The sequence below is a fragment of the Enterococcus sp. 22-H-5-01 genome (genome assembly GCF_050310005.1).
Taxonomy (GTDB): Bacteria; Bacillota; Bacilli; order Lactobacillales; family Enterococcaceae; genus Enterococcus_A; species Enterococcus_A hailinensis.
Genome location: NZ_CP189993.1, coordinates 1,827,021 through 1,840,477, shown reverse-complemented (window position 1 = coordinate 1,840,477; position 13,457 = coordinate 1,827,021). Strand labels below are relative to the sequence as shown.

Below are 13,457 nucleotides of genomic sequence, written 5' to 3'. Positions count from 1 at the left end.
TTCACCCTCTATGATTGATATGGATAATTAAAATGTTCATAGGCTAACGGTGTTGCCACTCGCCCTCGCGGTGTCCGTTTGATAAACCCTTTTTGGATCAGATACGGCTCATACATATCTTCGACCGTCTCGCGTTCCTCTCCGATATTGACCGCCAATGTACTCAAACCGATCGGTCCACCATGATACAGTTCGATCATTGTTTTTAATAATTTTTGATCGACATAATCTAAACCCGCTTCATCGACTTGTAATAATCCTAAGGCTTGGTCAGCGATTACTCGATCGATCACTCCATCTGATTGGACTTGTGCAAAGTCACGAATCCGTTTCAACAAACGATTGGCGATTCGCGGTGTACCACGTGAACGACGGGCAACTTCAATCGCACCTTCCTCGACAATTTCTGTTTGAAAAATATCTGCCGAACGTAAAACGATTTCTCGTAAATCGTCTTCTTCATAATATTCCATATGCGAAATAATTCCAAAACGATCACGCAAAGGTGCTGATAGCATTCCTGCTCGAGTCGTTGCCCCTACTAAAGTAAACGGCGGTAATGGAAAGTGAACTGGATGTGCTGTCGGACCTTGTCCCACCATAATATCGACATAATAATCTTCCATCGCTGAATACAAGGTCTCTTCGGCAACTCGTGGCAAGCGATGAATCTCATCGATAAATAAAACATCGCCAGGTTCCAATTCATTTAAAATGGCGACTAAATCACCCGGACGTTCGATTGCTGGACCGCTAGTTGAACGGATTTGGACATCCATTTCATTCGCAATCACCATTGCCATCGTTGTTTTACCAAGACCCGGCGGCCCATAAAGCAGCACATGATCTAACGCTTCTTCCCGATTTTTAGCAGCTTCGATATAAATCGACAGTTCTTGTTTTACTTTGTCTTGTCCAATATATTGTGCCAAATAGCGAGGACGTAATGATTTCTCTAAACTTTTATCGCTGTCATCCGCATCAGGCGAAAGCAAACGTTCTTCATCCATCTATCGAATCCTCCTACTTTTTCATCATTAATTTTAACGCAGCTCGTAAATAATCGTCGGTATTTTCCAACGATTCTTTCGACAAGGTTTTTTCGACTTTTTTGATTTCTTTTGGGCTATAGCCTAATGCTTGCAAGGCTTCCATTGCTTCTGATAACGCTCTGTCATTGCTGTCAGGGCCTTCATAAAACAAGGACATTGGATCGTCCATCAATTCAGTCAACTTGCCTTTTAAGTCTAAGACCATTTGTTGAGCAGTCTTCTTGCCCACGCCCGGGAATTTCGTCAAATAAGTCACGTCTCCCGCTTCGATTGCTTGGATCAAACCTTGATGATCCTCGTTAGCCATAATAGCTAAACCACTTTTAGGTCCGATACCTGAAACTGAAAGCAGACGTAAAAATAATTCTTTTTCTGCAAGTGATTCAAAACCATACAATAAATGGGCATCTTCTCGGACGATCTGCTGCACATAGATCGTGACTGACTGCTCCATTTTACTACTGTAACGATAAGGATTTCCTAACGCGATTTGATAGCCGATCCCATTCACATCCAAAACAACATAACTTGGACTGATATATGTCAAACGACCTGTAATATATTCGTACATAGCTGTTCCTTTCTTACGATAAACTTGTATCATCTTTTTCTAGCTTATGTAAATAAAACCAAGTGCACAAGCACATATGTTCTCATTATTTTAGCACAAAAGCCGGCGGTTAAAAACTCTTACCGCCGAATCCTTGCAATAACTGGATCAACGCTAGATAATCCGACATTCGCAATTCCTGTGCGATCATTAACGTGGGCACTTCTTCATCTTGATACGATAAACTCGTAGTTAAACAGAGGTCGCTTTCTGTGGGATTTTCTTCAAAAACAACTTGGTAATCATTGGCTAAAAATTGATGCACATCTTCCCGTAAGATTGTTTCTTCAAATTCAGGCAGATCTGTCTGTAAAAAAATCCGGACAACTGGGCGAACAGTCAATTCAGACAACCGTCGTAATACTGATAAGTAGCGACCGAATAAAATTGATTCACTTCCACCTTGATCTGCTAAAATTTCACTTACAAAAGTCACTAATTTTGGTTGTTGTTGCGTGATCATCGTCCAAAAAGCTTTGCCATTGATGTTAAAACGAATCATCGGAAAAAGCCGATGGTATAAATGGCCGCTGATCAAATAATTTTCGGCTTGTAAGCTTTGTAATTTTTCCCAAGTAGCTTCGTTATTGATTTTCTTTTCCAAAAGCAGCGCCATTGCAGAGACTTCATCCATGACCGAAAAAGGTTCTTTTGCTAACAGATACTGGATTTTTTTTGTCATCAGCGGAACATGATAGTATTCTTCGCGTGTCAAAAGGTTCAAAAATAAATTTCCGACTGAGTCTTGTTCATGGAAATAACTTGGTAATACTGGTAGTAACTGCCTAGAAAAATCCTTAAACAACGGATCATTGATCAATGTTCGTTGGACCTGTTCATTTTTTTCCAACTCATGATTTTGGACTTCTCTTAAAAGATGCGCGGCGACCAAATACTCCAATCGTTGCTCCTTCAAAGGATTCAAAGCCACTTGAAAAAATTGCTGGATCCTACGACTGATGTTTTTGACCAAGTCATGTTGTAACGGCGCAAATGGCCAATCTTTGCCCCGAAAAATCCGCCAATAATAAACAGATAGATACATCCTAACAACGGATTCTTCTGCCGCAAAAAAGACGCTTCCTCTTTCAATCGTTAAATCAAGCGGAGCTAATTCATTGGCTAAATCCTTCAACTTTCGCCGGATCGTAGATTCACTGCGATACAATTGCTCACTTAATTCTTTGATCGTCCGTGCTGTCCCAGTAATCAGCAAATGCAGCAAACGATAAGTCAATGAATGACGGATCAAATCCACTAAAAATTGATTTTCTTCCATGACTTGTCCAGCAATGACCAAACGATAAGTGTTATTATTTTTTACAACTAATGGTAGATCCGTTTCTGTAAAACGCTGATAACTTTTATCGAGCTCCTCCAACAAGCGTTGGACACTACGACTATCTAAATTTAATGCTTCAGCTAATTCACTGCGTTTATACATCTCACCATCATCCATTACTTCCATTAAACGAACACCTAAATAAATATCTTTTTCGTAATGTTGTAATTCACGTGCGTTTATATACATAAAAAAAACTCCTTCGTACTTCATTTTAACAAAAGAGTACTAGGAGTTGATATTAAATACTTTCAAATAAGTGAAATAATGTCGGCAACAAAGCAACCGTCACTAAACCATTTACACAAATACATAAACCAGATAGAATCCCTTCCAGTTCGCCGATTTCAATTGCTCGACCTGTTCCAATCGCATGAGAGGTACTTCCTAATGCGATTCCTTGAGCAACTGGGCTTTCGATTCTGAACAATTGAAAAACTTTTGTTCCGACTAATGCGCCAAAAATACCCGTCGAAATGACGATTGCCAAAGTTACTGGTGAGATACCGCCCATTTGACTAGAAAGATCGACTGAGATAGCGGTCGTTACAGATTTAGGCAATAACGAAACCACGATTCCTTCTTTTAAAGAGAACAAACGACCGATGCCGACACTCAATAAACAATTTAATACGACACCGACTAAAGTTCCTAAGATCACTGGTAAAAAATATTTTTTCAATTTATCAAAGTTTTGATAAAGCGGTAAGGCTAACGCTACCGTTGCTGGGGTGATCATCATCGTGAAGATATTGCCCCCCACGTTGTATGCTTTATAACTGATGCCGCTGACCTTCAATAAAATGATAATCAAAATGACACTGGCAATCAGTGGATTGATAAAGGGGATATTTACTTTACTTAATAATTTCGTCATCAATGCATAGATCACTAATGTTAATGCTAGACCGAAAAGCGGATTACTCGCCAGCGCTGAAATCATCGACTTCACCTCGAATCTTTTCAACTGTTTCTAACAAGACTTCTTTTTCTTCATGGCTCTTGATACTGAATTTTTCAACCAATTCTGCAGTTTTCCCAACAGCGACTAAAGAAACCAACGAACATAACACAACCGCTCCAAGTAAGATCGGCCAAGTATATTTGATCGCACCATAGTATTGCATCAAGCCAACACCCGCAGGCACAAATAAAATCGTTAAATTATTTAATAAAAAGTTGGCTGTCTCTTCAATATCAGAAGGTTTCAACAACTTTGTTTGGAAAGAAAGAAATAATAAAAGAATTCCAATAATACTCCCCGGTACTGGCAGACCTAAAAACAGCCGTAATCCTTCACCGACAACAGAATAAAGTAATAATAAACTTAACTCCTTAAATATTTTCATAAAAAATCGCCTTCTCTAAATGTATGATGGTTTTAGTATAGCGAAAAAAAAGAGCTATCTACACCAAAATTTGTCATTGTTTCATACATTTTCTGAAAAAAAGCTGTGTCGACACTTTGACACAGCTTACTTAACGATCGTTTTATATTCTCCGTAACCTTGATCATCCATCTCATCAAAGGGAACAAATTTCAATGCTGCTGAATTGATACAATAGCGTAATCCGCCTTGGTCTTGCGGTCCGTCATTAAAAACATGTCCCAGATGCGAGTCGGCTTCTTTGCTGCGAACCTCAACGCGATGCATCCCGTGTGAAAAATCAGCCTTTTCAGCGACACCACGTTTTTGAATCGGGCGACTAAAAGCCGGCCAACCGCAACCAGCATCATATTTATCATTAGAGGAGAACAATGGCTCACCACTAACGATATCTACATAGATCCCTTTTTGATAAAAATCATCATATTTTCCAGAAAAAGGACGTTCCGTAGCATTCTCTTGCGTTACAGCATATTCCATCGGTGAAAGTTTTTGCTTTAATTCTTCTTTTTCCATCATGACCCCTGCTTTCAATCAAATTTTATACACATTAAGCATACGCTCCTCAAAAAAAAGACACGAAGAATCTGCTCAAATAATTGATTAATTTTCCCTTCATTCAATAGCAGTTGAACTAAAAAAAACGAACAGCCGAAGCTGTTCGTTGTTAATTGAATTTTTTTAACATTTGATTAACTGTTCCAACCGGAAAGCCTACGATACTGTAGTAATCACCTTCGATTTTTTCTACAAAAACACCTGCACCATTTTGAATGCCATAAGCACCTGCTTTATCTTTATAATCTTCACTGTCTAAGTAATGATTAATTTCTGCTTTACTTAAATGATAAAAAGTTACTTTTGCAAAGGTCAATTGCTCGACGATTTGATCCGCTCTGCGGATCACAACAGAAGTATAGACCAAGTGAGTCTCACCGCTCATCCCACTCAACATGTTGAAAGCTTCTTCACGACTTTTGGGTTTTCCTAATATCTGATCATGCCATACAACGATCGTATCACTCGCAATCACTAAGTCTTCGGGATGTTTCTTTGCAATCACTGCTGCTTTTTGGCGAGCCATTTCCATCACATATTCTTTCGGTGCGTATCGATCTTTTACTTCTTCATCGATATCTGCAGGCTGAACTGAAAAATCTGAAACCAGCCAACTCAGCAATTCTTTTCTTCTTGGTGACTGTGAAGCTAAAATAACTGCCATCACTTTACTCCTTTAATTATCCTAATGCGGATCTTGAATTCGTTTAAACATGTGTTCCATATCGCTATTACTAAAGTGGATCAATACTGGCCGCCCATGCGGACAATTAAATGGATTTTCACACGTTGCCAAATCCGTCAACAGCACCCGTGCTTGTGCTTCATTCAAATGATGATTCGCCTTGATCGAACGTTTACAGCTCATCATGATCGCCGTTGCTTCACGAAATTTTTTCACACTGACTGAGCCCGTGATCAATAACATATCGATCATCTCACGAATGATACTTTCTTCTTGCCCTGCTGGATACCATGTAGGATGGGCCCGAACAATAAAACTATTCGGACCGAATTCTTCTAAATAAATTCCGACCTCTTGCAACAATTCTGTTTGTTCCCTTAACTTTATAGCATCGTTATTGGGATAGTCTAGTACAAACGGCACCAATAATTCTTGTAGATCATCTGAAACATCACCAATTTTTTCACGAAAATATTCGTACTTGATTCGTTCCTGAGCGGCGTGCTGATCGATAATGTGTAGGCCTTCTTTACTTTGAGCGAATAAATAGGTTCCATGCATTTGACCAAAATATTCTAACATTGGAAAACGGGCTTGTGGTTGTTCGTTTTCTAATTTATTGATTGCTTGCTCAACGATTTTTTCGCCTGATTGCGTACTCAAATCAAATTCCGGATGATCACTTGAACTACTTTCATCGATCACTGGTTCTTCAGCTATTTCTTCTGATAACTCGGCTGACTTTTCTTCGATAAGGGTTGCTCTTTCTGGTTCTGTTGGTAAAGGAACATTCAATTCCGTGATCGGTGATTCTTCTTTTAGCGGAATTTCTGCTTCAAAAGATGCTTTTTCTACAGCCTTTGGTTCTACATAAAAAATACCAGTCTTCGGGTCATAGTTTAGGTCACTTTTTTTCTTCGGCTGCTCTTCTAAGGGCAAATCCAATTGTTCCGTGTGAATCTTTTCAACTTTACGCTTAAAACTAGGATTTTCACCCACATCAGGAATCAAATTGATTTGACGCAGGCTTTCTGCGATTGCTCGACTGATCAAGTCCATCAATTCTTTTTCTTTAGATAATCGCACCTCTTGTTTTGTTGGATGGACATTCACATCGACTAACAACGGGTCCATCGTGATTTCTAAGACTGCGATTGGAAAACGGCCCACCATCAGTTTTGATTGATACCCTTGGATGATGGCTTTATTCAACGCATAGTTTTTGATATAACGACCATTGATGATCACGGACAAATAGTTGCGGCTTGCTCGTGTGACTTCTGGTAAAGATACATAGCCTTGCAGTTCAAAGTCTAAATCAGTTGCTTCAACTTTGAGCATTTTCTTAGCAGTCGCCACACCATAAATACCAGCAACCGTTTGCTTCAATTCCCCACTGCCGCTCGTAGTCATCATCTTGTGCCCATCATGTACTAAACGAAAAGCGATTTTCGGATGACTTAAAGCCATCCGATTGACGATATCACCAATGTTGGATAATTCTGTTTGCAGTGATTTGACATATTTTAAGCGCGCAGGCGTATTAAAGAATAAATTTTCAACGGTGATCTTCGTTCCTGTCCGTAAAGCCGTTGCTCGTTGCTCTTCGATTTTCCCACCTTTTAAGAAAAGATACGACCCTTGAGATTCATCAGCGGTAGCTGTTTCTAAAGTCAGTTCTGAAACAGAAGCAATCGATGGCAAAGCTTCTCCGCGAAAGCCCAGTGTTCGAATACGAAATAGATCATCACGATTATGGATTTTGCTCGTCGCATGGCGCTTAAAGGCGTTGGTTACATCTTCTTGACTGATTCCCTCACCGTTATCGACGATCTGGATTTTTTTAAGACCCGCTTCTTCAATCAAAATATCGATTTGGGTCGCTTTCGCATCGATCGCATTTTCCACCAATTCTTTCACGACGGAGGCAGGCCGCTCTACGACCTCACCCGCAGCGATCTGATTAGCTAAACGTTCAGATAATTCTTGGATTTTCCCCATCAAACTGCTCCTTTCTATGAATAAATCAATTGCTCTTCGCTGATTTAAACTAGGCGAAGAGCAAAAATTAGATTTGCTTTTGTAACTCGTATAAGAAGTTTAAAGCTTCCATAGGATTCATTTCTAAAAGATTGGCTTTTTTCAATCGATCAACGACACCTAGTTCGGCTGTCGATACTTCATTGAACAATGATAATTGTTCGGTATCTTCTGAAACCTCTACATTTTTTTGCACTGGTGCATCTGCTTCTAAAGCAGCTAAGATCGTTGCGGCTCGAGACAATAATTCGGTCGGCATCCCAGCGATTTTAGCCACATGGATCCCGTAACTTTTATCTGCCGGACCATCCATCAACTTGTGTAAAAAGACCACTTCGCCATTTTGTTCCACAGCACCGACGTGAACATTTTTTAACTGCGGTAAATTTTCTTCCAGCACAGTCAGTTCATGGTAATGCGTTGAGAACAATGTTTTTGCTTTAACATGTTTATGGATATATTCGATGATTGCTTGAGCCAAAGCCATCCCATCATAGGTAGCCGTTCCGCGTCCGAGCTCATCAAATAAAATCAAGCTATTCGGTGTCGCATGACGCAAGGCTTGATTTGCTTCCATCATTTCCACCATAAAGGTCGACTGCCCCGCAATCAAATCATCGCTAGCTCCGATTCGCGTAAATATTTGATCAAAAATTGGCAGTTCTGCACTTTCAGCTGGAACAAAACAACCCATTTGAGCCATGATGACCGTCAACGCCAATTGACGCATATACGTACTTTTACCTGACATATTAGGACCAGTGATCAGTAATAGCATCTCTTCTGGATTCATATGGACACTATTCGGAATATATTCTTGATGACCCAAAACCTTCTCGACTACCGGGTGACGGCCTTCTGTGATCTGAAGATTATGTATTCCGCTTTCCATCGTTGGACGCACATACTGATACCGTTCGCTGACGGTTGCAAAGCTTTGCAAGACGTCAGTTGCACTTAAACTTTTAGCTAGTTTTTGTAAACGAGTAATTGCTTTTTTCACTTGATTACGTACACCTAAGAACAAGTCATACTCTAGAGCAACTGATTTTTCTTCAGCTTCTAGAATCAATGTCTCTAATTTTTTTAACTCGGGAGTAATAAACCGTTCAGCATTTGCTAGCGTTTGTTTGCGCTCATATTTTCCTTCTTCGAGATGTGCAAGATTGGATTTTGTGATTTCGATGTAATACCCAAAAACACGGTTATAGCCAATTTTCAATGTTTTGATCCCCGTCGCTTCACGTTCCCGTGCTTCTAATTCAGCTAACCAAGTTTTCCCATTTCGCATCGCTTCGCGGTATTGATCGAGTTGCTCATCATAGCCATCTTTGATGACATTTCCTTCGGTGATCTGTAATGGTGCATCCTCATTGATTGCTTTTTCGATCAACAATACTAAATCATCCATTGGTTCCATATCGACCAATAAATCGTTCCATTCTCCTTGGTTGATCCCCATTAGTAATTGCCGGATTTGCGGAACTTGGATCAGAGATGTTTTTAACTGGATCAAATCACGTCCATTAACACTTCCAAACGCCACCCGCCCAGCTAAACGTTCTAAATCATAGACTTTAGTCAATGATTCGTTTAGATCCATGCGTTCAAAATAAGCATTCAATAATGATGCCACCATCGCTTGGCGAGCATGAATTTGCCGTTTTTGGATCAATGGACGATCGATCCATTGTTTTAATAAACGTCCACCCATCGCCGTCTTAGTTTCATCCAGCAGCCACAGCAATGTCCCTTGTTTTTTACCTGTTCGAATGGATCGTGTCAATTCTAGATTAGTCTTAGAAAAATAATCCAATTTCAAGAAATGTTCGGTTTGATATTCCTCTGCTTTTTGGATATGACCTAGACTACGTTTTTGTGTCACAGATAAATACGTCAACAGTTTCCCAGTCGCTTCTTTTTCTAGTGCTTCTTTGATGTCTGCTGTTAAAAAACTGAACTCTGCATTATCTTCAATTGTTTCTTGCGTTGAGAATACTAGACCTAAGCGTTCGGCTAGATTTTTTTGTAAGTTTTCAGGAATCTCACTGCCCAAGACAATTTCTTTTGTTTGTAAAGCGGTCGCTTCATTCATGACCGCTTCTTCATCTTGTAATAAGGCGGTCTTTAATTCACCTGTTGATAGATCGACATAAGCAAACCCAAATTTATTATTGTCATACACAACAGCAGTTAAAAAATTATTGGCTTTCGCTTCAATCCCTTTACCTTCCATCAAGGTGCCCGGCGTGATCAATTGGACAACTTCACGTTTGACCATTCCCTTAGCTTGTTTCGGGTCTTCCATTTGTTCGCAGATTGCTACTTTATAGCCTTGTTCTACTAAAGTATCGATGTACCCTTGAGCAGAATGATGCGGTACACCACACATAGGGATTGGATCATCTGCATTACGATTTCGACTCGTCAAAGTCAGCTCCAATAATTGTGAAACTTTGATCGCATCTTCGTTGAATAGTTCATAAAAATCGCCTAAACGATAAAATAAAAAGGCATCTTTATATTGTTCTTTGATCGCCAAGTATTGTTCCATCATTGGCGTGTTTTTAGTTTTTTGAGGCATTCGTGCTCCTCCTAATTCTTAATGGGTATAACGGATCAAGCATCATTTTCCAATGCTTCATTGACTTCCTTTTGAATCATGGTAGTCAAATATTGTAATAAATCATTGGCTTCAATCAGCTGTTCTCGATAGGCAGTTACTAGTGGGTGTTGATTCAATTCTTGGGTCAAACGATCAGCTTCTTTCAACGCCGCTTTTTCTGCTTCTGGTTTGTCATAATGAGCAAACTGAACGGCCGCTTTTTGCGCTGTTTTGATTCCTTCTTCTAATTCCTTTAAAGTATCGTTTTCATCGACACGTTTTTGAAGCTGCTGATAGCGAACGATCGCTTCATTTTCGCTTAATAATGCCGTTAAATGTGTTAAAGCCGCTTCAACGGCGGCTTCATTTGCTAAATTCATTTGATACTCCTATTCTCTAAATGGTCGATCATCATTGATCACAATCGTTTCGATTTTCTTCGCGTGACCGTCTTTGTCTAAATCAATCACACAAGCAGACAAGATTCCACGACCTTCATCAATCACTTCAAAGCGATGTGGCAAAGCCGTTAAGAATTTTTCAATGATCGGACCTCTCTTCATTCCTAAAATCCCATCATAAGGCCCTGTCATACCAACATCTGTCAGATAGGCTGTTCCTTTGGGTAAAATCCGTGCGTCATTGGTTTGGACATGGGTATGCGTTCCGACAACTGCCGATACGCGGCCATCAGCAAACCAACCCATTGCTTGCTTCTCACTAGTCGTTTCTCCATGAAAATCGACAAAAATATAAGGTGTTCGTTTTTGAGCTTCGGCGATCAATTGATCGCCCACACGAAATGGATCATCTAAATCGACCATGAATGAACGGGCTTGTAAATTGATCACCGCTAATTCGATCGCATTTACTTTTACATAAACAATGCCCTGTCCAGGTGTACCGGCCGGAAAATTGGCTGGACGGATCATTTTTTTGGCATCCGGAATAAAATCAAAAATCGCTTTATTATCCCAGGTGTGGTTTCCCATCGTGACGACATCCACACCGTCTTGTAGAAATTTTTTATAAATTTTTTCAGTGATTCCACGGCCTGCCGCCGCGTTCTCTCCATTAACGATCGTAACCTGCGGATGATACTTTTGTTTTAATCGCGGCAAATAATCTGTCAACATTTGTCGGCCTAATGAACCCACAACATCCCCAATAAATAGTAAGCGCACTTTTTTTCCCCTTCTCTAGTTAAACGTCTGGCTTTATTATAGTTGTTTTTGCTTAAAAATAAAAGATTGCGTCGCAAGTCCAAAAAAAGTTTAAATTTAATTCTTAAAAAAATTGAAGAAAATTATTGCAATTTATTAATTTTTTGCTATGATAATAAACAATAAATAGTTAAAACGTAGACGGAAACAGTAAAAATAGGTATGAATTCTCAGAGAGCTGTCAATGGTGAGAAGCAGCAATCCCAACTATTTTGAACATCATTCCTGAGTCAATGTCGATAAGTAGAACATTGTGGCGGCCTCCATTATCGGGCTAGCAGATCGCTTTCATCGTCTGTGAACAAGTAAAACAAAAGGTGGCACCGTTCATTCAAGAACCCTTTTTCCAATCAATTGGAAAAAGGGTTCTTTTTTTATTTAAAGGGGGGATTTTTATGGATACTGATATTTGCGACATTCGGATCTTATTCAATATACACTGCAGGTCGTATGATTAATCAGCCTTTGTAGATTAATTATATGACCCTATAAGGTGAAAAAATCACCATAACTATTAGGGGGAAACAATTATGATGGAATCTACAAAAAAAATCTCTTGGAAGCAATTATTCGTTTTAAGTTCTTTGATCTTTGGTATGTTTTTTGGCTCAGGTAATTTGATCTTTCCTGTCCATCTAGGGCAACTAGCCGGCAATCATTGGTTTGTTGCTGCTTTAGGCTTTGCCATCTCGGGTGCGCTATTTCCATTTTTAGCTATCTTAGCCGTCGTCGTTACTAAAAGTGATGGGCTTTATGATCTTGCTCGTCCCGTCGGGAAAAAATATGCGGCCGTCTTTTTGATCTTAGTTCATTTGACGATCGGACCATTTTTTGGGACTCCGAGAACAGCCGCAACTGCTTTTGAAATTGGTTTTAAACCATTTTTAGCTGAAAAATATTGGAGTCTAGGAATGTTTTTATTTACTGCCGCTTTCTTTGCACTCGCATACTTTTTAACTTTACACCAAAATAAATTGATGACCTATGTAGGAAAATATTTGAACACGATCTTCTTAGTCTTATTAGCCGTCGTTTTCTTAATTTCTTTTTTCCATCCCATGGGTAATCTAAATCATGCAGCTACTACAGATTACGCACACCATCCTTTAACTAATGGTGTTTTGCAAGGGTATAACACTGTTGATGCTGTTGCATTATTAGCTTTTAGCGTCACTGTCGTTCATGCCGTCAAAGCTATGGGTTTTCAAAAAAATGAAGCTAAAATCACTGCTCAAGCTGGTCTTTTCAGTGTTTTGTTAGAAGTCGTTATCTATTTTGGTTTAGTACTAGTGGGAGCAATGAGTTTAAATCACTTCCAACTTTCAGATAATGGCGGAACGGCCTTAGCCCAAATCGTTCATTATTATTTATCTGACTTTGGTTCTGTTTTTCTTGGAGTATTAGTAACATTAGGCGTATTTACAACAGACATGGGCTTAGTTGTATCCTTCGCTCAAGATTTCCATAAATTGTTTCCACGTGTCAGCTATAAAAATTGGTTGCGTTTAACGACCTTCGTTTCATTTGTAGTTGCTAATGCTGGACTTGATCGGATCATCCAATGGTCATTACCCGTCTTGATGCTGCTATATCCTTTGTCATTAGCCTTGATCTTACTATCATTAACTGCAAAATATTTTGATAAAAATCCATTCGTTTACCAAATGACAATCGCCTTTACTCTGGTTCCTGCTGTTTTGGACATGTTGGCCAATGCACCACAAGTTGTGGCTACACAACCGATCGTTAATGCTTTATTGACTTTCTATCACCACTACCTACCTTTTGCTTCGCTTGGCTTAGGCTGGGTCGTCCCAACATTCGTCGGATTTTGTTTGAGTTTCTTATATGTAAAAATGACTCCTAGATTAGCTTTAGATACAAAATAGCTAACATCATTAGACTAGTTATTTCTATTTAAATAGAAAAAGAAGCTGAACCAAAAGTAGAAAAT

General features: G+C 39.4%; 12 protein-coding genes. 1 reads left to right on the top strand and 11 read right to left on the bottom strand.

Annotation, left to right across the window (positions count from 1 at the left end):
* Positions 1-8: 8 nt before the first annotated feature.
* The 11 genes from ruvB to ACQKTA_RS09300 all read right to left on the bottom strand — a co-directional run bounded on the left by ruvB (position 9) and on the right by ACQKTA_RS09300 (position 11,464).
* Entirely contained in the window at positions 9-1,010 is a 1,002-nt protein-coding gene (ruvB, locus tag ACQKTA_RS09350; protein WP_427813547.1) for a Holliday junction branch migration DNA helicase RuvB, read from the bottom strand.
* A 13-nt stretch (positions 1,011-1,023) separates the two neighbouring features.
* Positions 1,024-1,623, bottom strand: coding sequence for a Holliday junction branch migration protein RuvA (gene ruvA, locus ACQKTA_RS09345; RefSeq protein WP_427814539.1), 600 nt, complete (start codon positions 1,621-1,623; stop codon positions 1,024-1,026).
* A 109-nt stretch (positions 1,624-1,732) separates the two neighbouring features.
* Positions 1,733-3,193 (bottom strand): helix-turn-helix domain-containing protein, encoded by a 1,461-nt coding sequence (locus tag ACQKTA_RS09340; protein ID WP_427813546.1) that lies wholly within the window; start codon positions 3,191-3,193, stop codon positions 1,733-1,735.
* 52 nt (positions 3,194-3,245) lie between these two features.
* Entirely contained in the window at positions 3,246-3,944 is a 699-nt protein-coding gene (locus tag ACQKTA_RS09335) for an LrgB family protein (RefSeq protein WP_427814538.1), read from the bottom strand.
* Entirely contained in the window at positions 3,925-4,353 is a 429-nt protein-coding gene (locus ACQKTA_RS09330; RefSeq protein ID WP_427813545.1) for a CidA/LrgA family protein, read from the bottom strand. Before ACQKTA_RS09330 ends, ACQKTA_RS09335 begins: the two co-directional genes overlap by 20 nt.
* A gap of 126 nt (positions 4,354-4,479) precedes the next feature.
* A complete protein-coding gene (gene msrB / locus ACQKTA_RS09325) occupies positions 4,480-4,911 on the bottom strand; it encodes a peptide-methionine (R)-S-oxide reductase MsrB (protein WP_407855869.1) in 432 nt (143 codons plus the stop codon).
* Positions 4,912-5,059: 148 nt separating this feature from the next.
* Entirely contained in the window at positions 5,060-5,614 is a 555-nt protein-coding gene (locus ACQKTA_RS09320; RefSeq protein ID WP_332580200.1) for a Maf family protein, read from the bottom strand.
* Between the two features lie 21 nt (positions 5,615-5,635).
* Positions 5,636-7,636: a DNA mismatch repair endonuclease MutL gene (mutL, locus tag ACQKTA_RS09315; protein WP_427813544.1), complete on the bottom strand. Its 2,001-nt coding sequence runs from the start codon at positions 7,634-7,636 to the stop codon at positions 5,636-5,638.
* A gap of 67 nt (positions 7,637-7,703) precedes the next feature.
* A complete protein-coding gene (gene mutS, locus ACQKTA_RS09310) occupies positions 7,704-10,259 on the bottom strand; it encodes a DNA mismatch repair protein MutS (protein ID WP_427813543.1) in 2,556 nt (851 codons plus the stop codon).
* A gap of 35 nt (positions 10,260-10,294) precedes the next feature.
* Positions 10,295-10,660, bottom strand: coding sequence for a YlbF family regulator (locus tag ACQKTA_RS09305; RefSeq protein ID WP_332580203.1), 366 nt, complete (start codon positions 10,658-10,660; stop codon positions 10,295-10,297).
* A 9-nt stretch (positions 10,661-10,669) separates the two neighbouring features.
* A complete protein-coding gene (locus ACQKTA_RS09300; RefSeq protein WP_332580204.1) occupies positions 10,670-11,464 on the bottom strand; it encodes a TIGR00282 family metallophosphoesterase in 795 nt (264 codons plus the stop codon).
* Between the two features lie 572 nt (positions 11,465-12,036).
* On the opposite strand from ACQKTA_RS09300, the gene brnQ reads away from it, so the two are divergent.
* Positions 12,037-13,392: a branched-chain amino acid transport system II carrier protein gene (gene brnQ / locus ACQKTA_RS09295; RefSeq protein WP_427814537.1), complete on the top strand. Its 1,356-nt coding sequence runs from the start codon at positions 12,037-12,039 to the stop codon at positions 13,390-13,392.
* The last annotated feature ends 65 nt before the right edge of the window (positions 13,393-13,457 follow it).